Here is a 23,877-nt window from a genome sequence, read left to right as displayed (position 1 = left end):
CGGCCGAACCATGCAGATGGTCCAACAGGAAAGCCCCCACCGATGCGGGTGCGGGCTCCACCGCCACCGAGCGGGCCCCCGAATCTCACGCCGCGCCGCCACCGGCACCGGCTCCCCACGCACCGAGTCCACCCCTAAGCCCCCCACCGAGGTATTGCTGTGATTTTCCGCGCCGCCGAGCAGGTGACGACATGACCCAGCCACCCAACGGATGGCGCAACCAACCACCGCCGCCCCACGGCGGATGGCAGCCACCCCCTGGACAGCAACCACCGCCGGGATGGGGCCCTATGCATCAGCCCTACCCCGGGCCACCCCCGAAAAAGGGCGGTGCACTCAAGTGGATACTCGGCGGCATCGCCCTGCTGGCCATCATCGCCCTCACCGTCGTGCTCACCATCACCCTCAGCGGCCACGACAACAACGGCAACGGCAGCGCAGGCGGCAACACAGCCTCAGGCTCAGACGCAGAATTCGCCAGCGCCAACGACACCGGACCCATCACCATCATCACCGAAGATCCTTCGTGCGCGGCGTGGAGCCCCGTCGTCAATACCCTCTCTGATAATTCGAAGCGGAACGGGTGGAGCGAGCGAAACGCATCTGTGCCCGCCAGTGCGTGGAGCCCCGAACAGCGCAGGCAGTTTCAGGAGGTCGGCGACGCTATGCGCGCCGCGACCGACCAAGTCGAACCACTGATCAAAGTGACTACGCACAGAGTCATGTGCCAGCTATACGAACAGTTCATCGCTTACACCAGCGCCTACGTCGACAAGATCCCCACATACACCGAGCCTGACAATGCACTAGCCCGGACTTCAGCTCAAGCCAGCAACACTCTCACAGCAATCTGCGACGCGATAACCTACAGATCGGCCGCTTCGCGCGCTCCGCTAGTGCCAGCGGCGCCCTCACCAGCGAACGTCGCAGCGGTCAGCGGCGCTAGCAACCCTGAGCGATTTCTCACCAGCCCGGATCCGGTGTGCCCAGATTGGGTGGCAGCAGCAGATCAGTTCGAATCCGACACCGCGGACTGGCGACAGGTGACCAACGTGAACATCCCCATCAGCGAGTGGACGCCAGAGCAGAAAGCCGCCACAGACGCGGTGTTGCCACTAATGCGCCAATCGGCTGACACGATGGAGAATCTAGGTCAACGCAGCGAAAACCCCGTGTTCCACGACTTTGCCCAGTTAGCTGCTCAGTACCGCCGCGCCTATGCGCAAGCACTACCGACGTATTCGAAGGCCGATAGGTATCTCTACGACGTGGGAATTATCCCAGTCGGGATGATCCGCCGAGCTTGTGAGGCAGCGGGCTGATGGGACTGACTGGCGCCCACGAAATCAAGATCATATCGTCAGACGCCGCGCTCTCTGGGAACGGTAAGGCCGGAATGAGGGGGCTTGCGGTGCTTGAGATGTTGACGCTGCAGCCGCATTTTCAGGCAGGTGAGGAATTTCAGCGAGCGCGATCAGGTGCATCCACGGCGTGCATGCATCGCCGCGCACGGAGTCGGCGCGGAAGGTTGGTCCAGACCGTGTCACACACTCCGGTACAAGAGACCCCGATATGTCCAACCCGACGCCGTGACGGTGTCTCTCACCGGATTTTTTATATCGTTGGTGTCGAATTTGTAGTGGTAACCGTTGACTACCCCCGAGGCAGTGACCTGCAGGTTGCCGCTTGAGTCCACCCGGATTTTCCGGAAGCGATCATCATCGTCGCGCCGCCACTCCCACATGTGATCTTTAGCCCGAACCTCAGACTTCTCGGGGTCGAACCGCATGTGGATCATGAAGCTTTCGTTGACGTTGATCTCGTCAAAGATCGGCTGCCACCGCGAATCACCGGTCCGCCACTCCGCCACCAGATCAACACCTTCAGGCGTGCCCTGTCTCAGACGCCACGGCGCAGCGGCATTGTTCAAATCCATCAACCGCTGCCATAACTCGTGTGGAGCCACAACTACGACGTCAGGCTCCGGCTTCCGACTGCCGCTGCCGAAGAAGTCACGAAAACCCATCAGTTCGGCTCAAGACATGGGTTTGTCGTCGACTTTGACGTCGAACTTCACGTTGTCGCCTTCTACAGAGGTGGCAGTGACCGTGACACCCATTTTTGTGCCACCGGCAGTCAGCACACACCTCTGCGTAGCCCCCACCTTGCCCTCGAGGTCACCGTCGCAATCGACCGAATCCGCCTTCGCGCCCACCTGGGCCTCCAGCTTTTCCTTGACCGTCTTGTCCAATTGCTCTTTCGATACCGCAGCCGTCTTGCCGACTTCCACGCTCGCAGAACATGCTCCAAGCAGCGCCGTCATCGCAAGCATGGAAGCAGCCAGCTTTCGAGGCATACCGATATCCTTGATTTCCATTTGTGATTCCCCTCTGGGATAGCTGTCTGACTACACCATTGGCTTACGGTCAACCTGGATGTCGAACTTGACATCAGAATTGTCGACATCGGTGCCGAGTGCAGATGGACTGTCGGGTGACGGCGTCGTTCCTTACGAGGGTGCTCGGCCGCTGGGCTGAGCACCCTTGGCTGTTCACATACGAATAAGGCTGCTGTGTTGACTAGCTCGACGACTCGGGCCACCCGGGAGTTGGGGCGGACGTGGGAAAGTCGTCACGAATGTGCTCACCGTTAGTGAAAAATGCGCGCTGTTCCGGTGAATCTGGAGCCTTCGCCACGCAGCTGGCGTAGTCGGCTTGGTTTGTCGGCCAGACTTTGTTGAAACCAGGATTTCCCGCCGAAAGTGCGCCGGAAGAGCTGGAAATCTTCCAGCCGTTGAACACGTCATCGGTGGGAGCGGGAAGTGGTCCGACTTGTGGCGGCAGCGCGGCTATTTTCTCGGTTGGAGGGGTAAGTGTTATCCGCATTGCGTAGATCCCAGCGGTATCGCCATACCCGGTCTGTGCAACGCTAGTGAATACACCCGGGGTCTTCTCTGCTGCCACTGCATAGTTGTAGTTGCATAACGTCACCGTTTGTGAGCTTTCGTTGCGGTCGACTGACAATATGTGATATCGGCTAGTTCCTGCCAGTTGGTGCTCTAGTGGGTAATTAGTGTTCGGGCGAAGGCTTCGCTTACCTGCATCGGTGTTATCGGATGGAGCGTCGAGTGGGACTGCCTTGGCAAAGCCCGGGTATGCAAACTTCAGGTCCCCGGAATACTGCACTAGCATGGCCGATTCGATGTATGCGCGGATGGGGACAGCGGGACTACTGGCGATATCGATCCCAGCTTCGCTAGTCCAATCGAATCTCAACTCGCTTACCAAACCACTCCATCTTTGGACGTTATCCGCGGGGCCGGATCCACTGCAGGATGTCAATGTTGCTGAGATCGCGGCCACGACGGATGTCAGAATTCGCATACTTGTCACGGGTTTAATTGTCCTTCTTCGCATCAGGAATCTTGGTGATCTGCTCGTACTTTCGTGCGTACTCACCAGCCGGATTTCGGTCGGCTCCGAGCGTGTTCTCCAGGGTCTGGTTGAACTGCCCTTGAAAGTCGGTGTCGGCTGGAAGTTGCAGGCCTAGTTCACTCATCTCTTGGTACGAGAGAATTTTGTATACAGGTTGACCCTGTTGGTTGACCCCATCTTGCCTGATGAAATTCTCATCGATCCCACTTAGATCGACGTCCACGCCTTGGGCCAAGAGCGAGTTTAGAACGAAGCGAGCGGAACGGTCGCCGGTCATATCAGGAATGGCTGGCATGTTCGTATTGGGCGGATCTCCGAGAATAGTGCTCTCCATCGCTGAACCGAACACCGACATTGCAGCGCCCCCCGCAGGTCCGGCTGGTGACGCCCCTACGGCCGTGCTCAGTGCGGTGACGCCGGCGCCATATGCCAATTTCCGCATGTCGTATGCATCTTTCTCGCTCATGCCGATCGCGCGCAACCCTTCGTGGGTTCCCGAATCCACGAGGCCCTGGAGCACTGCCGCGTTGAGCATACGGGGGTCGTCTTTCCGTACGTCTGCGTGCTGTCCGACGTCGTTGGCGTACGAATGCGCCTGCTCGAGTGCTAATTTGTCGGCTGCAGCATTGAATTCGACATAAGCGTCTTGTTGGGTACCGAGAACGGAGAATAATCCCTTCGCGATCGGACGTTCCGAATTCAGTCCATCAAGAGACTTGAAGCCATCTCCGTCAGTATTGGCCCCGGTAATACCCGCGATATCATCCATGTATGGCGTCAACCCGTGAGCGTAGGCTTTCACAAGCTCTGGGTTGAGTTGCCCGAGTGTTACATGCCCGAAGGGGTTGCTGGGATTGCTCATTCGCATCAGGTCGTCTTTGTGACTCCCAAGATATTCTGCGTACTTGCTTGCGGTCGCGTCAGCTATGCCGCTTTCCAGATGATTGTCGTGCGTCCAGCTGAAAAGGGAACCGGCTGCTGTTCCATCATCCCTCCATCTCGTGTTATTCACGTCATGTAGGAAATCATCACCGTTGTCGCCATGTGTCCCAAGGATGTGATCGTGAACGATCTGATGGTCTCGTCCCGACGCTTCAAAAATGCCTTGCACGGTGGATGTGGAATTAATATCGGGAAAATCCATTAGGCGATCGGCGGCCCGAATCATCTCCCGGTCCAGTTCCGTCCCAGTCTGGTATTTGGGCTGACCGTCGTGGACTATGCTAGAAATAGCATCCAAATTCGCGGCTTGCATCATGTCTGACCCGGTGCCGTAAGAAGATTTGTTGCTTATCGCGTCTTGAACGCTTTGGGGGAGTTGATCAAACCCGCCCTTTACTGTCTGGGTGGGATCGTCCAAGGCGCCGACTGTAGTCTCTGTTTTTGGAAATCGGATGTCGTCGTTGCTCATCAGTTGCCATGAGTCGCCCATTATTCTCTTATAGTCGCCGAGTCGACCCTCGGCGATAGCGAGTTCTTTCGGGCTCATTCCATGCGTTTGGGCGTTCATTTGGCTCAAATATGAGCCCTGCTCAGGCGAAAGATCTTTGGTTCCAGACCGTTGAGCGGCGTCGAGCGATTCGAGCACGTTGTCGATACGCCGCGCTGCCTCACGGTCGCCGGCGAGGGCTTTACGGACGTCTTCCTCGGCGCGCTCGCGGGCTTCCTGATCGTCCGTGGCATCGGAGTCGTTCTTCCCCTCGGGTTTATCGGAGCCAGGCCCGAATTTCTGATTTAGCAGCGCCTCCCACTCGCCTTTGAGTCCGGTAACCCGACGACCGACTTCAGTCATTGCTTCGGTGGATTGCTGGATGGTGCTGCTGACCTGCTCGATGCCTTTGCTTGTGACCGCCAGCATGATTCCCTTGGCGGCATTATTGTCCGGCATCGATGCTGCAAGCGACGCCACCCACTCGCGAGTTCGGTCGAGATTCTGTCGCCCACTGGTGACGATGTTGGCGGCGTTGGTGACCTCGGCGGCCATCTTCTTGTCGAGTGCTGCCAGCTTCTCGTATACGCCGGCGTGTTCTTTGTTGGCCGCGGCGTAGGCCTGTGAGCCGGAGCCTTGCCAGCGATGATCGGGCGCGGCCGATTCGATCATGCCCTTCATGCGCATCAGCTGCGAGCTGCCATCGTGGCCAGAGCCATCGACGGGCGTGCCCACACCGAAGGTTTCGCGCGCTTTGTTCCACGTCGAATAGAAGCCGTCAAGCGCGCTCACAGAAATGTCCCCCTCGACAGGAATCCCCGACAGTTAACCGTCAGTATCCCAGCACCGGGGCTACCGAGGTGCCAGGAATCCCACGTGCCCCGGTGCGGGGGTCGTGAGGTTGCATCATTACCGAGCCGCTGGCGTGGTAGATGACCTCGGCGATCTCGTCCTCGGTCAGGCCGTTTCGGAGGCCGATCCTGACGTGCGACTCCCGACTTGGGTCAAGCTGAACCCGGATCACACCAACCCGACAGTGAGGCCGGGTGGACTCGGGTTCGGGGACTCACTACACGCCTTCAACGGGTACTGGTGCGGTTGCTTTGGCGGCACGGCTGTCATCGCGGTTGGCGCGTATCCCCACCGGGACTGCCGGGCAGACCAGCAGTTCAAACACGATGGCGTCGACTGCTGAACTGAAGCAAGGTGGTCTGGGATTCGTGTAGACGCCGGCCACTGCGTTAAGCAGCAGCCCACCGTCACTCTTTGATAACCCGTGGACAGGGTCGAGCAACGGACGTAGCGGCAGCTATCGCACGCACGTCACTTCACGCAGCCCGATTCGCTCGGTTCACGGCTCACCATGACTTCGGTGTGGGTCTTTGCCCACGGTGCCGGATTCATACTCACCGATACGAGGTCTGCTTCTCCCCCCCAACTCCACGTCGTCAAGTCATACCGCACACCATCAATTTCCGTGGGCCGCGAATATTCGGAGCACCACGCCAACCCGTCGTAATCTCTGCCAATAGGCAATTGGTCGCGCAGCGCCTCGACCGTGCGGGCGAACTCCGTTGGGACATCCCATTGCTCCCACTGCCCTGCGTGTTGATCGGCCAACTCTGAACCAGTCGGCAGGTTCAATTCGGGAACCAAAGATGACTGCGATGACGCGGTTGTCGGTCCGGACTCAGTGCCGTCGGTAGAAGTGCGTGAGCCGAAGTAAACAAACGTCGACGCTACGACACCTGCGATCACAACAAGAACCAGGCCCAACGCAGCCCGCACGATCCACGTCCGTTTCGACGACGCGTGGCTCCGTTGCGCAGCGTCCGGTAGCCCATTACGTGTGAGATCAGTCCACTGATCTCCGTCGAAGTTGCGATCGGCGGGTTGTCCGTCGGGCGACGGGTACCACCCCGGTTGCGCGTTCATTGACCCTCGCTTCCAGCAAAACTGACCGGGCGCGGACTTCCAAACCGGACCATCACTCAGGAGAACCGTAATACCGCGTAGTAAATATCTGTGACCTCGCTGCTTCGTATTCTGCCCGAGTCGGCATGCCGATCCTGCCTAGACTCTCCCCCATCGGCGTCGGGTCTAGGCCCGTGAATCGTGCAGCCTCCACCGCAAACTCGCGCACATCTGATCGCACCTACTGACGAGCGAGGTCTGCGATGATCCGGATCTCTTCAGCCAACTGCGACTCGGACATCCGCGCTGTGTCGGTGGCAAGCTCAATGTGATGAATTCTTCGACCTACATTCACGGTAACCGCCACAGTCCCGACCTGGAAGGTTGGTATTACATCCGCGCGTCGTTCCCGTCCTTCATCCTGTTGCAGGCGCTAGGACGAGTGCCTCCACCGCGAAAGAGGCCGCATCCGAGAACGTGAGGAGTACATCAAAAGCGGCGGGGCGCAGATTGGGCGCTGTGTCTACCGCTGACCGTCCGAGCCGCCGCCGGTAAGGCGCAAAGACAACGAACACCGACAACGTTGAGGTGTCGAACAAACGGAGGAAGCCGTCGGGCCGCTCTGCCAACCGGAGGCCACTGGATTTTCACCGTCCATCCGCGGCCCAATTTTGTGACAGGTGGGTCCGTAGGGGTCCGGTAAACTTCGCGACAGTGACGTGACGGAGACGCCGTGCAACGCACGCTGCGGTGTTCTCGCAAGGGGAGGGGTGTGCGATGGGCTCGGCGTCAGGTGAGATGTCGGCTGCCGGCGCCGCGCGCCTCCTTGCGGTCGGACGAAGCACGTCGCGGCAGGATCGTGAGTTCCCCGATCCTTCGTCTCGAGGTGTTGATCACCACGTAAGCGCCCGAGTACCGATGACTGTGTCACGACCCGTCGAGGTCGGTAGGAGAAACGAGATCCTGTGACGACACCCAAACCCTTGCGGGTCGATACCGCGCACTTGGCCAAAGCTGGCCAGAACTTTTTGGCCGCGTCCGAGGCGATTCCCGAGGCCCCGAAACCGTTCATCCCAGGAGGTTCGGACGCTGTGGCGGCGACGATCGCCGGGTATGCCCCCAAGGTGACGGCCCCATCCGAGACCGGCCTGCCCGCACTCAAAGCGCAGACCGCCCAATACGCCGCCTCGGTGAGCCAAGCCGCCAGCACCTACGCCGGCACCGGCGGTCAGGCTGCCCAAGACATCACTCGTAAGAGCGAGGACCTCGATCGGCAGGCCTCCCGTGCCAGCCAGACCGGCACATCGTCAGGCGCCGGCGCGGGCGGCGTCGGAACATCCGGTGCCGGCGGCGGCGCCGATGCGATGAGCCAGTTCGGCCAATTGATCAGCATGCCGATGCAGATGGCCGGCCAAGCCATGCAGATCCCCATGCAGATGGCAGGGATGGCGTCATCGATCCCCGAGACCGTGACGCAGATCGTCGAGCAGGCCGTCCAAATGGCCGGCAACGACAACAAGGACGACCAGGACCCGGAGAATGCCGATGGCTCGGCGCCGGCTGACGCGAGCAAAGACCGTTCCGACGAACGCCACGACGAGACGCAGGCTCGACCCGCCGCCCCGGTAGCGGAAAGCCCCCGCACCGATGCGGGTGCGGGCTCCACCGCCACTGAGCGGGCCCCCGAATCTCACGCCGCGCCGCAACCGGCACCGGCTCCCCCGCGCACCGAGCCCACCCCCAAGCCCCCCACCGAGGTATTGCTGTGATTTTCCGCGCCGCCGAGCAGGTGACGATATGACCCAGCCACCCAACGGATGGGGCAACCAACCGCCGCCCCCGCCCCAGGGCGGATGGCAGCCGCCCCCTGGTCAGCAACCACCGCCGGGATGGGGCCCTATGCATCAGCCCTACCCCGGTCCACCCCCGAAAAAGGGCGGGGCACTGAAGTGGATACTCGGCGGAGTTGCTCTGCTGGCGGTCATCGCTGTCACCGTCGTGCTGACCATCACCCTCGGCGGCCGCGACAACAACGGCAACGGCGGCGCTGGGGGCAACACGGCATCTGGCTCGGACTCAGAGTTCGCCAGCGCCAACGACACTGGGCCAGTCACGATCATCACCGAAGACCCGACGTGTGCGGCATGGATACCGATCAACAACACGTTGGCCGACGCCCAGAAGAACGGGTGGCTTGATCGGGACCCATCGATTCCCGCCACTTCCTGGAGTCCCGAGCTGCGTAGGCAATATCAGGAGGTAGGCCAGGCTCTGACCGCGGCTGCCGACCAAACCGAACCACTGGTGAAGCTGACGCCGCATCGGGTAGTGCGAGAGCTTTACACACAGTTCAACGCGTACGCCCGCGCCTACGCCGACGCGATTCCGAACTACAATTCTCCGCACGACCAATTCGCAAGAACCGCTGGCAGTACAGCGGCGGTACTCAGCGGGCTGTGTACGGCTGCGGAGTATGGTTCAGGCGCTGCTCGCGCACCGCTCGTACCGGAGGCTCCCGCACCATCGAATATTGCACCGGCCGGCGACCCAGCTCAGCCGACACGCTTCCTTACCGAACCAGACTCGGTATGCCCGGACTGGGAATCAGCAGCGAACGAGTTCATCGCCCACTCCGCCGCTTGGCGTCGGACCCCATCGGATGTCCCGGCGGGACAATGGTCTGACGAACAGAAAAAACTCACTGACGAAGTGGTGCCTGTGATGCGCGAATCGGCCGACACATTCGCCAGCCTAGGCCAGCGCAGCGGTAATCCTATTCTGCAAGACTTTGCTCTATTGGTAGCCCAATATCGCCGCGCATTTGTTCAAGCATTACCAACCTACCGTCCTGCCGACAAGTATCTTTTCGACACGACCTGGCGGGGCATGGGCATGGTCGCCTCTGCCTGCAAGGCGGCGGAGATTAGCTGATGGGAATGGGCAAGCCCGGCGGTGACTACGTCGAGCAGCTGACCGAGCCAGGCGGATGGCCTGATGTCGATGAGGACATGCTCTATAAAGTTGCCGATGACGCCACGCAGGCACTTCGCCAGTTGACATATGGCGCGGCCGGTCCGTGGCAGCGCGAGCGATCCGAGACTTTTAACGGTCATAACTGGTGCGGTACAGCATCCGATACCGCCGACGGTAAGTGCAGTACACACTCGGATGAGTTCGCCGTACAGCAGAACAACCTCGTCAGCGTCGTGACGTGGAACAACCACGTGGCGGGCCTCGTGGTGCAAGCCAAGTCGACGATCTCCGACAACGTCGCTGAAGCGCAAAAGCTCATCGGAATCGTCGAATCCCTTCAGTTCTTAGGGTTCGGTGGCGCCCTCTTCAAATTGCTGGCCATCAACCAGATTCTGGCCACCTATCTCGCACGAAATGTCGGCGAGGTCACCGCCACGAGCGGAGAGATCCCGGCTGCTGAAACGTGGAAGTCGCCGCCCAAGGCGCTTGAGCAGTTACTCAACCAGCAACAAATGCCGGCTGCGCCCATACCTTCAGCGGGTCCGCCGACAGCACCGCAAGGAGGGCCACCTGGACCTCCGCAAGGGCCTGCGTTCGTCACCGCATCTCATTCCGGATTCACTGACGATGACGACGCAGGCGGATCCGCCGCACCAACTGCCCCGACGCCGACACCCGAAGAACCACCTGCCTCGGGTGAATCCTGGACACCAGAAGGCGACGACGCAGGCGGATCCGTCGCACCAACTGCCCCGACGCCGACACCCGGAGAACCACCTGCCTCGGGTGAATCCTGGACACCAGGAGGTGACGACGCAGGCGGATCCGGCGTGCCGACTGCCCCAGAGCTCGCCCAAGCCCCCCCACCAGGCATGGGCGGCGGCGTCCCCGGCGCCGCCCCGCCGCCGACGTCCGCTCCGCGCCCCTCAACGAGCGGCAGCACGACACCCGGACCTGCCATGCCGGGCACGTCTGGCAGTCCGCCGGCCAGCCCCGCCTCGCCCGCAGGAGCACCCGGTGGCGCCGGTCCGACCGGCCCGGCCACACCCCAGCCGTCAACGTCACCGGCAGCCGCCGGCCCGGCTACCGACGCGGCCGCCAAGGCACCGGTGTCCCCGCTGCAAAACGCGTTCAATACATCGTCGTCGCCGTCGATGAGCTCGCCGCATGTCGCGGACCCGCACCCGGCGTCACCGGCTCCGGCCTCCACGCACGCCACACCCGCCTCGACCGCCGGCGCCACGGCTTCGGCTCCGCCGGTCAGCTCCCCAGGAGCGGGCGCGACGCCAGGCGGCGGTATGGGTGGCGGCATGGGCGGCGGCGGTATGCCGCTGGGTGCACCCCCGACACCTCCTCCAGCCGGCGCCCCGCCGCCGGCTGCTCCCCCGGCCGCGCCGCCGCCGGCTGCGGCGCCACCGCCACCCGGTGGCGCGCAGGTCGCGCCCGTTCCGGTCTCGGCGGCACGCGCCGAACGCGATGCTGCCCAGAGCGCGTCGCGGCGTTCGGGGTCGGATCCGCTGGAGTTGGCCCGCAGGATCGGCGCGGCGCTCAATGTCGGTGTCGCCGAGCTGAACTTCACCTGGCTGACCGGGTTGACCGTCGACGGAACGATCGTCGTGGCGAACAACTACGGCCTGGGCTATATCCCGCAGGGAGTTCAGCTTCCGGACCGGGTCAAGTTCGCCAGTGTGGACGAGTCCATTCCGATCAAGGAGCGCGCCTCCTGGACCACGTATCCCGTTCTGGCGCTGCAGGGTTGGGCGCAGGCGCACGATACGACGTTGCGTGCGGTGATCGGCTTCGAGGAGCAGTTCCGGGATTCCGATCCCGGCGTGGCCACAGTGCTGCTGCAGCCCGAGGATCTGCCGACGAACGGCCGGATGGAGGGTCGGTCTCGGCTGGAGGTGCTCGCGCCGCAGGTGGCTGCCCGCCTGTCAGCGGTCACCGACGCGATGCTGGTCGACATGCTGCCGCCGGCACCGGCGGATCCGCAGCCACCCGAGGATCGCCGGTTCGATCTCATGATGGAAGTGTTCCGGCCGCTGCTCAGTTCGGATACCGGCCGCGCCGCACAGCACTTGACGGCTTTGATTGCCTACGCAAATCATCTGCAGGAGTTGGCATTACACGATGCCTACACCGCGGCTGACGGCGAGGCGCTGCGTGCGGCGACGGCCGATGCGATCTACTGGCAACACATCAGTGTGATGGCAAACGATGCGCTGAGCACCCTTGCGGTGGCGGTTTAGCGCAAAAGCCGATCAGTCCGAACGGCGGCGCAACCCACCCAGCACCGCGACGACGATCCCGAACAGCACCAGTCCGCCGCCGGCGGCCAGGGTGAGGTTGAGCCATTGGTGCAGGCTGTCGATGGCGTGGCCCACCATGGCGTCGGCCATCTGGCGGATGTCTCCGCTGGTGTGGTTGAGTGCCTCGTTGAGGTAGCGTCGGCCGGCCTCCAACCCGGCCCAGCCGGCTGCGCCCACCAGCAACCCTGAAATACCCAGGGCGGCAAGGGCTTTACCGCGGGCACGGGCGACGGCCAGGGTCAGCAGCGCGAACACACCGGCCAGCACCGCCACGGCGACACTGACCCACGGACCCCACACCGCCAGTGGCCGTAAGATTCCGGGCCGCAGGCTGTCCGGTGCCGACGATGCGATCGGAACCGTAAGTGTTTGTGGTACTTCGACTCCGAAGCCGGACAGGGTTTCGGCGAACGACGGGTCCGACAGCATCGGGGCCAGGTCGATCACCCAGCTGCCGTCCTCACTGCGCGACAACCGGTTGGTGAACATCCAGGTATGGGCGACCTGATTGGCCAGGGCGAACTGCCGGGGGAATGCCGAACCTGCGGTGTAGGCATTCGCCACGGCGCGAATTCGGCGGGGTTCCACCTGCGACCCGTTCTGCGCGGCCAGCGATTGCACCTGCGTGGTCAATTCACCGGCCACCGCCTGCTGCAGCTGCGGATCGGTGGCCGCGGACTCGGCGAAGGACGAATAGCCCTGCGGGTCGATGATGTTCTTCTGCACCCACGCCGACGGCACCGCGACAGCCACCAGGATCGTCGTGAGGACCCACAGGAACAACGTCATGACGAAGCGCACGCCGTCCTCCTACTCCGGGGCGGCGGTCGGACTCAGTCCGACAAGGCGCGCCCCACGATCAGCGGATCGGCGTGGCCGACCACGTCAAAATCCTTGTTGTCGTAGTCGAACTTACCGAGCACGTGACGCATCGCGTTGATGCGGGCGCGTTTCTTGTCGTTGCTCTTGACGACGGTCCACGGCGCGATTTCGGTGTCGGTCCAGGCGAACATGTCCTCTTTGGCGGCGGTGTACTCGTCCCATTTGTCCAGCGAGGCCAGGTCGGTGGGGGATAGTTTCCACTGCCGCACCGGGTCCACCTGACGGATGGTGAACCGGGTGCGCTGCTCGGATTGGGTGACGGAGAACCACAGCTTGGTCAGGCTGATGCCATCGTTGACCAGCATCTGCTCGAACAGCGGGGCCTGGCGGATGAATTCGGCGTGTTGCTTGGGCGTGCAGTAGCCCATCACCCGCTCCACCCCGGCGCGGTTGTACCAGGACCGGTCGAACAGCACGATCTCACCGCCGGCGGGCAGGTGCTCCACATAGCGCTGGAAATACCACTGGGTGCGTTCTTTTTCGGTCGGTTTCTCCAGCGCGACAATTCGCGCCCCGCGCGGGTTGAGGTGCTCCATGAACCGTTTGATGGTGCCGCCCTTGCCGGCGGCGTCACGGCCCTCGAACACGATGACGTGCCTCAGCCCGTGGGCCTGGCTCCACTTCTGCAGCTTGAGCAGTTCGATCTGCAGCAGCCGCTTCTGTTCCTCGTAGTCGATGCGGGCCATCCGCTCGTCGTACGGGTAGCCCTCGCGCCACGTGTCGACGACTTCGCCGTCGGGCAGCCGCAGCAGTTCCGGGTCGTCATCGTCGTCGTCACGGACCGCATACCCGGTGATGTCGAGAGTCACCAGCCGAAGGTATCCACCCCGGCGAACACCGACGTGTCGCCGGGGTGAACGCCCGGTGCCCTACTTGGCCCTGCGCCGCGGACGCGCCAACGACAGCTTGGTCATCATCTTGTTCATCCGGGCCAGCGCCTTCTCGGAGTTGTTGTAGTAGCTGCCGCCGGCGCCGACGTTGGTGCGGGGCACCACCACGGTCTCCTGCTTGCAGAACTTGCGCACCCCGTCGATGCCGCCGAAACGCGCGCCGATCCCAGAGGTCTTCCAGCCGCCCATCGGGGCGGTGGTGCACATCAGGTTGGAGATGACGTCGTTGACGTTGACGGCACCGCAATCGAGCTGCAGGGCAATCGCTTTGGCCCGCTCGACGTCTTTGGAGAACACCGCGGCGCTCAGCCCGTAGGGGCTGTCGTTGGCCAGCCGGACCGCCTCCTCGACCGAGGCCACCTTCATGATCGGCAGGGTCGGCCCGAAGGTCTCCTCGGTCATGCAGGACATCGAGTGGTCGACGTCGACGAGCACGGTGGGCTCGAAGAAGCTGCCGCCACCTTCGGGGCGCTTGCCGCCGGTGAGGGCCTTGGCGCCGGCCGCGACGGCCTCGTTGACGTGCCGTTCGGTGATCGCGACCTGACTGTCGTCGATCTGGGCGCCGAAGTGGTAGCCCTCGCCGGTGCCCATCTTGAGGTTCTCGACGGCTTTGACGGTGGCGGCGACGAACTGGTCGTACACCGGCTCAAGCACGTAGACGCGTTCGGTGGACACACAGGTCTGCCCGGCGTTGAACATCGCGCCCCACACCGCGGCGTTGGCAGCCAGTTCGATGTCGGCGTCTTCGAGCACGATCATCGGATCCTTGCCGCCGAGTTCCAGGCTGACCGGGGTGAGACGACGCGCGGCGCGCTCCATCACCTTGGCGCCCGTCGCGCTGGAGCCGGTGAACTGGATGTAGTCGGAGTTGTCGATGACGGCCTCGGACACCGCCCGCGCACCTTGCGCCAGCGCGAACACCTCGGGCGCACCGGAATCCAGCCAGCCACGCAGCAGCACCTCGGCGGTCAGCGGGGTGCGCTCGGACGGCTTGAGCAGCACCGCACAGCCGGCGGCCAGGGCCCCGATGGCGTCCATCATGGCGTTGGCCACCGGGTAGTTCCACGGCGCGATGATCCCGACGACCGGACGTGGCCGGTAATGCACGGCGATCTTCTTGATCGACAGGAACGGCAGCGGAGCCGGCCGGGAATCCGGCGCCATAGCCTTCTCCACGACCTTGATGTAGTAGGACAGGATCATGATCAGCAGCGGCACCTCTTGCGCCGCATCCATGGCTGATTTGCCAGTTTCGGCGATCAGCAGCTTTTCGATCTCGTCGCGGTGGTCCCCGAGCCAGACGGCATAGCGGGCCAGCACCTTGGCGCGGCCCTTGGCGCCGCGGGCTTCCCACTCCTTCTGGGCTTCCCGCAGACCGGCCGCGATGCGCGGCACGTCGGCGGCGTCGGTCCAGGTCACCTGGCCGGCGACGGCGCCGGTCGCGGGGTTGTAGATAGTGCCGGAACCGGTGAATCCTCCGGTCAGATCAACATCTGGCGTCGCTGTCATGGGGCCTATGTTAATCACGGTTTGTGACGCACGTCGCACCGGGGTTGACACCTGTCAAGTGGGACCGGCGTTTTTTGCGCCGACGGTGCACTGCGGCGAACGAAAGAACGGCGTGTGGCAACCCCCCAAGTCGCCACACGCCGCCTACCCCCGAAACTCAGTCGTCCGAGTTCGACTTCTTCTTCAAGCCGAGCTTCTTGGACGTGTTGTCCGCGGCTGCCTTGGCTTTGTTCACCACCCGGTCCAGGTTGGCCCTGGCCCGGTCCCGACGCTTCTCGGCCCTGGCCTTGCCGTCGTCGAGCGACGTGCCGACGTTGGTGACGCTGGTGACGTGCGGCTTGAGATTGGCCACGTTCAGCTTCGGTTTCTGCTGGCGGGTTTCCGGCGTGTTCTGCGAGCCGACTTCAGGCGCGGCAGCCTGCAGGGTGCTGCGCTGGACGTCCGCGTTGTCCGTGTCGGGCTCCACCGGATTGTCCTGGGAATCCAGTTCCACACCGAGCGCGCCGGCGACGACATGGTGGGCGTTGTCCCGGGCACCAATCAATTGGTTGTTGCGGAACTTCATGAGCGCACCGTCTTCGCCGTTGTCCCCGCGGAAGTTGCCGTCAGTGCCGCCGCCCAACGATTCAGGCAGTGCCCGCGCCAATCCTTCGATCGCTGGATCGATCGCCCACTGCGGCCCATCGATGTACGCACGGATGGCGCTGTACAAAGCGGCGTTGTTACCTTCCGCGATAGCCTGCGCAATCGGAATCAGACCGAGCGGTGCGCGGACCGCCAAGCTGGCAATATTGGCCGAGGATTCCATCAGACCCTGTACGAGGTCCCAGTTGTAGTTCTGATCGGGCAACGGGTTGGTCACCCCGAGAAGGTCAGCGATCTGCGCATTGATGCCGTCCCGGAGACCAAGGAGTTCGTTGTTACGGAACTGCATGAACGCGCCGTCATCCGTGGTGTTGGTGACGTGGTCCGATCCACCCCCGAACTGCTCCGGCAACGTGATGGCAATCGCCTCGATCAGGGGATCGGCCACATACACCGGCGCGTCGACAATCTGCCGAAGCTGGAGTTGCAGCCGCCGATTGCCGTCGTTGGCGGCAAGTTGAGCCGCCAGCACCAGCGGCAACAAGGGCGCCTGAATAGCCTGTTCAGTAAGGCGCTTACCGAACTCGGCGACCAACTCGGCTTGGTTCATGCCGCTGAAGTCCGCCATCAACTGGGCCGACGCTTCCACCACGCGCGGCGGCGTCGGCGGGGACGCCACCGGAGTGATGGCGATGACGCCGGCGCTGGCCAGCGCGACGCACGCGGTCAGACCGCTGGACACACGACTGTTCATGAAACTCCCTGATTGTCTTGCTGTTTGGGCTGGGACGCTTGTTGGCCTGCGCAGCAAAATTACCCTGCACTCATCAAGATCTAAGGTTTTTCTCAGGGTTTGTTCGAGCAGTATTTGCATACGCAACAACCTTGTGGCTCGACGCCGTTGCCGCAAAGCCCTGCGAGTAGCTGTTCGCGCTGCTCGTGACGCCGATGAAAGTTTGCTGCGCCGCGCCACCAGGCGTAAAAGTGTTGCCGCACGCAACAGTGAAAATGCTGAAACCGGCACGAACCATCAAGTGCTAGTTGATGGTTAGAGCCTCGCCAGCCCCAACGGCGTCCACACCGAAGCCGTCATTCCCGTTGCCACGCCGCGAACGCCCCGCGCCCGGAACAAGATCACTCAGCGAAGTTCGCCGACGGTGCCGCCCACCGGCTCAGTTTTCGAATCCCCACATGCCAGGGCGACACCACACGCAATGGCCGTGCTCAGCAGCGCCGCGCCGATCGTGTCGGTGAAGTAGTGGTAGGTGATGGCCTGCCCGAACATGCCGAGCAGGCTGAGGCTGACGGCGAGCACAGTCGCCCACACGGCCGCACCGGCCACCACCACCAGCAGGCTCGCCACCGTCACGAGAAACGTGGTGTGGCCGCTGGGGTAGGCCAGCGCACCGCCTTTCTCCCGGCCGAACAGGGGCTTGCAGATCCGCACGATCCCGATGGCCAGCAGCGGGCACAGCGTCAGCGCCAGCGCCAACTGCCGACGGTGTTGCCGCACCGCCACGATCACTCCGACGAGCAATGCGACAGCCACCGCGATCGGCGTGCTGAACAGCAGGAAGACACTCCGGAAGCGCCCCATGTCGCTGCCCAGCTGCTGAAACCAGTCATCGATCGGCGCCGGCCCGGTGCGCACCGCCCAGCCCAACAGCACCATCGCGGCGAGGCCGATCGGCGGCCAGCACCGAAGGATCAAGGGATGATGCCGCGCAGGTACGCCGCCTGGCCCAGGTGCTGAGCGCAATCATCGACGATGCTGACCAACCGGGCACTGGCCGTCACCGGCGGGTTCCAGTTGGTGTCGACGATGCGCCCGAGCTCCTCGGTGGTGACGCCGGCGATGTAGGCCAGCGTCGCCTTGTGCACCGCCAGGTAGTACCCGGCCAGCAGGTCGGCCGGGGCGTGCACCTTCGCGACGTCCTCGGGACTGTGGCCGTAACCCATGTCGTGGGGCGGCAGGTCCAGACCGAACCGCTCCACCCAGCCGTCGCGGGTCCACACCTGCTCCACCCCGGCAATGTCGCACAACTGCAGGTCCTGGCCGCGGGCGCTGTGCCAGATCAGCCAGGCGATGCTGTTGGCCTGCGGGGTCGGGCGGTAGCTCGAGACCTCCTCGGTCAGGCCGTCGGTGAGATCGTCGACATGTTCGATGAGCCTGGTGAATGCGTCGCGCAGCAATTCCCGGACGGCAGCAGAATCAGCGACAGTCATGGCCCCGACGCTACTCGCCACCCGGCCCGCCGGAGCCCCGACTAACATCATCGGCATGCCGTTGAATACCGGTGACGTGTTCGCCGGGTACACGATTCAACGTCTACTCGGCTCTGGCGGCATGGGTGAGGTCTATCTGGCCCAACATCCCCGGCTTCCCCGCCAGGACGCGCTGAAGATCATGCCGGCCTCGTTGACCGGTGACGCCCAGTACCGCGACCGGTTCAACCGCGAGGCCGATATCGCCTCCTCGCTGTGGCATCCCCACATTGTCGGTCTGCATGACCGTGGCGAGCACGAGGGCCAGCTGTGGATCGCGATGGATTACGTCGACGGCACCGACGCCGCGCGATACGTCCGCGAGCACCATCCCGGCGGGCTGCCGCTGCCCGAAACCGTCGAGATCATCACCGCGATCGCCGAGGCGCTCGACTACGCCCACGAACGCAACCTGCTGCATCGCGATGTCAAACCGGCGAACATCCTTTTGACCGGCCCGGAGACGGCCCGCCGCCGAATCCTGTTGGCCGACTTCGGTGTTGCCCGGCGCATCGACGACGTCAGCGGCATCACCGCCACGAACATGGCGGTGGGATCGATGGCCTATTCAGCTCCCGAGCAACTGCTGGGCCAGTCCATGGACGGACGGGCCGACCAATACTCGTTGGCGGCCAGCGCTTTTCAGCTGCTGGCCGGGCACTCGCCGTTCCACCACTCCAACCCGGCCGTCGTCATCAGCAAGCAACTCAACGAGCCGCCCCCGAGCCTGCGTACCGTGCGGCCGGAGCTGGCCTATCTCGACGACGTGATGCTCAAGGGCATGGCCAAGGACGCCGGTGGCCGCTACCCGCGATGCAGCGATTTCGCCAAGGCGCTCGCCACCGCCCAGCCCACACCCGCGGCCCCCACGCCGGTGCCGCAGCGACCTGCGGCCCCGCTGCCGCCGTCGCCGATATCGACGCAGCCGCCGCGGGTGATCGCGGCGCCGACGTTCACCACCGCCCCTCCCCCGGTGCTCAGCGCCGGCCCAGCCACGCCAGGATGGTCCGGGCCGACACCCGTCCCCCAGCCGCTACGCCCGCAGAAGCCCAGTACCGCAAGGGTTCTGGTGCCCAGCGTGCTGGCCGTCCTGCTCGTGTTTGCGGTGGGCTTCGCGATCAGCCAGTTTGTCCGCGCCGCGCCGGTGCCGCGCAGCACTCCGGCGTGGCAACCGTATGTCGAAGCCGCCCGCAGCTTCGCCCTGCACTCGGTGACGGTGAACGCGGAGACCGCCGACACCGATCTCGCGCTGATCATGGACGCCGCCACCGACGAGTTCCGGGCCGACCTGGAAAATCAGGCAGATCAGATCAAACGCAAGGCCCGGGAGTTGGGCGTCAAGACCGACGGCACCGTCACCGGAGCCGGCCTCGAAAAGCTGTTCTCCGACGAGGCGGTCGTGCTGGTCGCCGTCGACACCAAGGTCACCGTCACGACCAACCGCGTCGGCGTGGTGTCGCTGCAACGGGTCCGGGTCACCGTCGAACATGTCGACGGCAGCTACAAGGTCTCGAAACTGGAGTTCGTCAACTGATGGGGACACGCACACGCGGCTGGCTGGTGTCGGTGATCGCGCTGGCCGTCGGGATCGTCGTGGCGATCGGGCTCGGCTCCTGGCAGTTGTCGGTCAAAAGTCAGCCGGCGCCCGTCCCCGTCGCCGATGAGGACCAGGCCCGCGAGCAGGTCACCCAATTCGTCACCGCCAACGTCGGCAAGATGCTCAGCTACACCCCCACCACCAGCCGCAGCGACATCGACGAGGTGGCGCAGCTGCTGACCGGCGCCGCCGACGACGAATACCACAAGACCATTCGCACCAAGCCCGACGGTGTCACCCAGAGCGCGCGGATCCGCAACACCGGGGTGGAGTCGTTGACCGCCGGCGAGGCCAAGGTCGTGGCCTTCATCGACAAAACCTCCGAAGCCGCCGACGGCTCCGAAACCAAGGACGCGCTGGCGTATCGCGTCACCCTGACCCGCCTCGACGGCAACTGGCTGATCTCCGAACTGGAGCCGCTGTAACGATTATTGCGGTGCGGCCCCGTGGAACACCGCCTCGACATTGTTGCCGTCCGGATCCCGGACGAACGCCCCGAAATAGCCGGGGTGGTACTCGGGCCACAGCCGCGGTGCGTGCAGTGATTCGGCGCCCAGCTTCAGCGCGGCGTCGTAGAACGCGGTGACGGCGTCGGTATCGGCGGCCTGAAATGCCACGTGGATCTCCCGGTTGGGCCCGCGCGCCTCACCCGCACCGGCATCGGCGATCCAGAAATCCGGGTGCCCGGCGGTGCCGTAGCCGATGGCCACCCCATGGTCGAGCTGGCGGGTGTAGCCCAGGACGCCCAGCACGGTGTCATAGAACTCGGTGGCCCTGGCGAAGTCGGAGCAGTTGATGCCGAAGTGATCGATCACGCGCCCGATCCTGGCATGCCCCACCGACAGCCGTCGTACGTTGGTGACATGAGTTACGACCTGTGTATCCGCGGCGGCACCATTGTCGACGGCCTGGGCGGCGAACCTTACGTCGGCGACATCGCCGTCCGTGACGGAGTGATCGCCGAAGTCGGGTCCGTCACCGGCCCCGCCACCCGCGAGATCGACGCCACCGGGCTGCTGGTCACCCCCGGCTTCGTGGATCTGCACACGCATTACGACGGGCAGGCGATCTGGTCGGACCGGCTCACCCCGTCCTCGGCACACGGGGTCACCACCGCCGTGATGGGCAACTGCGGCGTCGGCTTCGCACCGTGCCGCGCGGCCGATCACGACGTGCTGGTCGACGTGATGGCCGGGGTGGAGGACATTCCGGGGGTGGTGATGGTCGACGGCCTGCCGTGGACGTGGGAGACGTTCCCCGAATTCCTCGACGCGGTTTCGTCGCGACAGCGGGATATCGATGTCGCCGCGTTTCTGCCGCACTCCCCACTGCGGGTGTATGTGATGGGACAGCGCGGCGTCGATCGAGAGCCCGCCAACACCGAGGATCTGGCCCTGATGCGCAAGCTCGCGGCCGAGGCCGTGCACTGCGGGGCATTGGGGTTCGCCTCGTCGCGGCTGACGATCCACAAGACCGAGAGTGGCCGTCCCATCCCCAGTTACGACGCCGGCCACGCCGAGATCGAGGCCATCGCCCGCGGGGTCGACGATGCCGGCGGCGGCCTGATCCAGTTCGTGCCGGACCTGGTCGCCGGGGATTACGAACCGGCGTTGCAGACGGTGTTCGACGTGGCCGCCGACGTCGGACTGCCGGTGACGTTCACGTTGGCGATCGGCAACGCCGGTCCGGCGTTCTTCGAGGACGCATTGCGGATGGTGGAAAAGGCCAACTCCAACGGCGGTGAGATCACTGCGCAGATCTTCCCCCGGCCGATCGGGCTCGTGCTCGGCCTGGAGCTGTCCGGCAATCCGTTCATCCTCTACCCCAGCTACCGCGAGATCGCCCACCTGCCGCTGGCCGAGCGTGTCACCGAGATGTGTAAACCCGAAGTGCGGCAACGGATCCTGAACGATTCCGCGGCCAGCGACGGGCATCCCCTGATGTTCGCGGTGCAGGCCTGGGACTACATGTACCCGCTGGGGGAAACGCCCGACTACGAGCCCGATCCGTCGAACTCCATCGCCGCCCGAGCCCGGGCCCGCGATGTCAGCCCACTGGAGGAGGCCTACGACCGCCTGCTCGACGACGACGGGCACGCCATGCTGCTGGTCACGCTGGCCAACTTCCGGGACAACTCCCTGGACACCGTCGCCGAGCTGATCCGCCGTGACGACGTGGTGCTCGGCCTCGGTGACGGCGGAGCGCACTACGGGATGATCTGCGACGCCAGCTTCCCCACCTATCTGCTGACCCACTGGGTGCGCGACCGGGCCGCCGGGACGCTGAGCATCCAGGATGCCATACGGGAGCTGACCTCAGTGCCGGCCAGGGTCGCCGGGCTCGCCGACCGCGGCCGAATTGCCGTGGGCTACAAGGCCGATCTCAACGTCATCGACCCCGCGGCGCTGCGGCTGCACCGGCCGGTGGTCGCCTACGACCTGCCCGGCGGCGGACGTCGACTCGACCAGGCCGCCGACGGCTACGTGGCCACCGTAGTCTCCGGCGAGATCATCGCCGAGAACGGGGTCCCGACGTCGGCGCGGCCGGGCCGGTTGGTTCGCGGGCGGCAGAGCGCACCGGCATAGCGACACCCGCCACCATGAGCACGACGTCGTCGCATTCCACGGCGATCCGGGTGTTCACCGTGCCGAGCAGATCACGGAAAAGTCGTCCCGAGAAGGTGTCTGGCACCACGCCGCTGCCGACCTCGTTGCTCACCGCCACCGCCGGGACAGCGCACTGGCGCCAGGCCGCTACCAGCTCATCGATGTCCTCGTCCACGGCGGCCTGCGGGCCGCCGTCCCAGCAGCGGTGCCGATCCATCCGCGCAGCCAGCCAGGTGCCCAGGCAATCCAGCAGCACCGGAACCTCGGCGGTACGCAATTGCGCTGCAACATCAGAGGTTTCGATGGTCTGCCATTCCGGCGGTCGACGCGCCCGGTGCTGCCGGACCCGTTGATCCCATTCCGGGTCGCCCTCCCGCGGACCCCCGGCCGCCAGATACCGCACCTGCGCGTGCCCGGCAAGCACCGCCTCCGCATGCACCGACTTCCCCGACCGCACACCGCCGAGAACCAATGTGCGCGAGGGTGAGTCGGTGACCGGGACCCGGTGAGCACCCAACCGCACCAGCTCGCCGTCCCGGCCGGCCCGCGCGCCGTATCGCCCCAGCATCGGCGCCAGTTCGGGGCCCGGCGGGTTGAAATGGCTCAGGTGCACGGCGATGACATCGGTGTGACCTTGGACCGCACCGGATTCCCGCAACTGGGCAAGCGTCCGCGCGAACGACGGCAGGTCGTGATGGTCGGTGCCGTGCGCGATGTAGGTACCGAAAGTCTCCTCGAGGAACACCGCGTCGAACCCGGCGCCGGCGATCGCCGACTGCGTACCGGCCGGCAGCGGCCCGGTGTCGGTGGCCCACAGCAGCCTGACCCCGCGACGGGATACGTCGTAGAGCACCGCATCCTCGACGAGCCCGTCGGAGTGCGCGGCCTCCACCACCCGGACGGTGTACTCGCCCGCGGGCGCCGGCAGGACCACCTCGTCACCCGGATGTACCGGGCGAAACCGGATCGGGTCATCCGGCCCGACCCAGTCCCGGCACTGATCCAGCGCCCCGGGTGGGCCCAGCACGTCGAGCGGCTCGGACCGCCCCACCCAGTGCCGCATCACCAACGCTGCCGGTCCGACGTGGTCGAAATGGCCGTGGGTCAGCAGGATGTGCCGCACCGCGGCCAGCGACCGCCCGGCGCGCAACGCGGCCCGAGGCGCTTCGGGGCCGCAGTCGATCATCAGGGTGTCATCGACGAGCGCCGCGGTCTGCCCACGGATCTCACCGGCCGCCAACGCCCACCGACATGACCGGCACCGGCAGAACGGGCTGGGCCAGCCGTCGGCACTGCCGGTACCCAACAACATCACGTCCATCAACGCGCCCCGTCCTGCACCGGCAGCACCGCGACCCGCCCGTTCCGCTGCACCACCTCGACACGAGCCGAATACACATCGGTGAGCACCCCGCGCCGGAGCGATCTCAAGAATCTTTGGCGAATCTGGCCGAACCGCCCACACTTGTCAACCCCCACCCACA

Annotated in this window: 19 protein-coding genes and 1 pseudogene; 7 read left to right on the top strand and 13 right to left on the bottom strand. The window is 64.4% G+C overall.

Features of this window, described 5'->3' with window-relative positions; translation table 11 throughout:
- The first annotated feature begins 290 nt into the window (after positions 1-290).
- Complete coding sequence (locus FR943_RS03580) at positions 291-1,322, top strand: ESX-1 system-associated protein (protein WP_217154940.1); 1,032 nt, start codon at positions 291-293, stop codon at positions 1,320-1,322.
- A gap of 221 nt (positions 1,323-1,543) precedes the next feature.
- On the opposite strand, the gene FR943_RS03575 is transcribed toward FR943_RS03580, so the two are convergent.
- The 5 genes and pseudogenes from FR943_RS03575 to FR943_RS26820 all read right to left on the bottom strand — a co-directional run.
- Positions 1,544-1,936, bottom strand: a complete 393-nt coding sequence (locus FR943_RS03575; RefSeq protein ID WP_217154939.1) for a hypothetical protein — start codon at positions 1,934-1,936, stop codon at positions 1,544-1,546.
- A gap of 99 nt (positions 1,937-2,035) precedes the next feature.
- On the bottom strand, positions 2,036-2,377 hold the full coding sequence (locus FR943_RS03570; protein ID WP_246584808.1) for a DUF4333 domain-containing protein: 342 nt from the start codon (positions 2,375-2,377) through the stop codon (positions 2,036-2,038).
- Positions 2,378-3,396: 1,019 nt separating this feature from the next.
- Positions 3,397-5,655, bottom strand: a complete 2,259-nt coding sequence (locus tag FR943_RS03565; RefSeq protein ID WP_217154938.1) for a TPR repeat domain-containing protein — start codon at positions 5,653-5,655, stop codon at positions 3,397-3,399.
- 531 nt (positions 5,656-6,186) lie between these two features.
- Positions 6,187-6,651 (bottom strand): DUF2510 domain-containing protein, encoded by a 465-nt coding sequence (locus FR943_RS03560; RefSeq protein ID WP_246584807.1) that lies wholly within the window; start codon positions 6,649-6,651, stop codon positions 6,187-6,189.
- Positions 6,652-6,708: 57 nt separating this feature from the next.
- A pseudogene (locus FR943_RS26820) lies at positions 6,709-6,798 on the bottom strand (DUF2510 domain-containing protein); the annotation flags it as partial.
- A 944-nt stretch (positions 6,799-7,742) separates the two neighbouring features.
- Between FR943_RS26820 and FR943_RS03555 the strand changes: the two are divergent.
- The 3 genes from FR943_RS03555 (at position 7,743) to FR943_RS03545 (ending at position 11,999) form a co-directional block, all read left to right on the top strand.
- Positions 7,743-8,546, top strand: a complete 804-nt coding sequence (locus FR943_RS03555; protein ID WP_217154936.1) for a hypothetical protein — start codon at positions 7,743-7,745, stop codon at positions 8,544-8,546.
- A gap of 130 nt (positions 8,547-8,676) precedes the next feature.
- The gene (locus tag FR943_RS03550; protein ID WP_246584806.1) at positions 8,677-9,708 is read left to right on the top strand and encodes an ESX-1 system-associated protein; all 1,032 of its coding nucleotides are present in this window, start codon (positions 8,677-8,679) and stop codon (positions 9,706-9,708) included.
- Positions 9,709-10,904: 1,196 nt separating this feature from the next.
- Positions 10,905-11,999 carry an EspK C-terminal domain-containing protein gene (locus tag FR943_RS03545; protein ID WP_217154934.1) on the top strand — a complete coding sequence of 365 codons (1,095 nt, stop codon included), beginning with the start codon at positions 10,905-10,907 and terminating at the stop codon, positions 11,997-11,999.
- A gap of 12 nt (positions 12,000-12,011) precedes the next feature.
- Here FR943_RS03545 and FR943_RS03540 read toward each other — a convergent pair whose 3' ends face one another.
- The 6 genes from FR943_RS03540 to FR943_RS03515 all read right to left on the bottom strand — a co-directional run bounded on the left by FR943_RS03540 (position 12,012) and on the right by FR943_RS03515 (position 18,151).
- Complete coding sequence (locus tag FR943_RS03540; protein ID WP_217154933.1) at positions 12,012-12,860, bottom strand: hypothetical protein; 849 nt, start codon at positions 12,858-12,860, stop codon at positions 12,012-12,014.
- Between the two features lie 32 nt (positions 12,861-12,892).
- Positions 12,893-13,753 carry a polyphosphate kinase 2 gene (gene ppk2 / locus FR943_RS03535; RefSeq protein ID WP_218045254.1) on the bottom strand — a complete coding sequence of 287 codons (861 nt, stop codon included), beginning with the start codon at positions 13,751-13,753 and terminating at the stop codon, positions 12,893-12,895.
- Between the two features lie 57 nt (positions 13,754-13,810).
- The gene (locus tag FR943_RS03530) at positions 13,811-15,340 is read right to left on the bottom strand and encodes an aldehyde dehydrogenase family protein (protein ID WP_217154931.1); all 1,530 of its coding nucleotides are present in this window, start codon (positions 15,338-15,340) and stop codon (positions 13,811-13,813) included.
- A 157-nt stretch (positions 15,341-15,497) separates the two neighbouring features.
- The gene (locus FR943_RS03525) at positions 15,498-16,679 is read right to left on the bottom strand and encodes a hypothetical protein (protein ID WP_217154930.1); all 1,182 of its coding nucleotides are present in this window, start codon (positions 16,677-16,679) and stop codon (positions 15,498-15,500) included.
- A gap of 384 nt (positions 16,680-17,063) precedes the next feature.
- Positions 17,064-17,636, bottom strand: a complete 573-nt coding sequence (locus FR943_RS03520; RefSeq protein ID WP_246584805.1) for a phosphatase PAP2 family protein — start codon at positions 17,634-17,636, stop codon at positions 17,064-17,066.
- Positions 17,633-18,151 (bottom strand): mycothiol transferase, encoded by a 519-nt coding sequence (locus tag FR943_RS03515; RefSeq protein WP_217154929.1) that lies wholly within the window; start codon positions 18,149-18,151, stop codon positions 17,633-17,635. The genes FR943_RS03520 and FR943_RS03515 overlap by 4 nt, the downstream gene beginning before the upstream one ends.
- A 55-nt stretch (positions 18,152-18,206) precedes the next feature.
- Between FR943_RS03515 and FR943_RS03510 the strand changes: the two genes are divergently transcribed.
- Positions 18,207-19,724: a serine/threonine-protein kinase gene (locus FR943_RS03510; RefSeq protein ID WP_217154928.1), complete on the top strand. Its 1,518-nt coding sequence runs from the start codon at positions 18,207-18,209 to the stop codon at positions 19,722-19,724.
- Positions 19,724-20,212 carry a hypothetical protein gene (locus tag FR943_RS03505; RefSeq protein WP_217154927.1) on the top strand — a complete coding sequence of 163 codons (489 nt, stop codon included), beginning with the start codon at positions 19,724-19,726 and terminating at the stop codon, positions 20,210-20,212. The genes FR943_RS03510 and FR943_RS03505 overlap by 1 nt, the downstream gene beginning before the upstream one ends.
- A gap of 3 nt (positions 20,213-20,215) precedes the next feature.
- Here FR943_RS03505 and FR943_RS03500 read toward each other — a convergent pair whose 3' ends face one another.
- Positions 20,216-20,602: a VOC family protein gene (locus FR943_RS03500; protein WP_217154926.1), complete on the bottom strand. Its 387-nt coding sequence runs from the start codon at positions 20,600-20,602 to the stop codon at positions 20,216-20,218.
- Between the two features lie 48 nt (positions 20,603-20,650).
- Between FR943_RS03500 and FR943_RS03495 the strand changes: the two genes are divergently transcribed.
- A complete protein-coding gene (locus tag FR943_RS03495) occupies positions 20,651-22,372 on the top strand; it encodes an N-acyl-D-amino-acid deacylase family protein (RefSeq protein WP_217154925.1) in 1,722 nt (573 codons plus the stop codon).
- Here FR943_RS03495 and FR943_RS03490 read toward each other — a convergent pair.
- The gene (locus tag FR943_RS03490; RefSeq protein WP_217154924.1) at positions 22,296-23,714 is read right to left on the bottom strand and encodes a bifunctional adenosylcobinamide kinase/adenosylcobinamide-phosphate guanylyltransferase; all 1,419 of its coding nucleotides are present in this window, start codon (positions 23,712-23,714) and stop codon (positions 22,296-22,298) included. The two genes, FR943_RS03495 and FR943_RS03490, sit on opposite strands and share 77 nt — an antisense overlap.
- Positions 23,715-23,877 lie beyond the last annotated feature (163 nt).

Origin of the sequence: [Mycobacterium] fortunisiensis (genome assembly GCF_019050325.1) — a bacterium.
In the GTDB taxonomy this organism is placed as follows: Bacteria; Actinomycetota; Actinomycetes; order Mycobacteriales; family Mycobacteriaceae; genus Mycobacterium; species Mycobacterium fortunisiensis.
The sequence above is the reverse complement of the archived record's forward strand: the minus strand, read 5'-3'. Positions and strand labels throughout refer to the sequence as shown.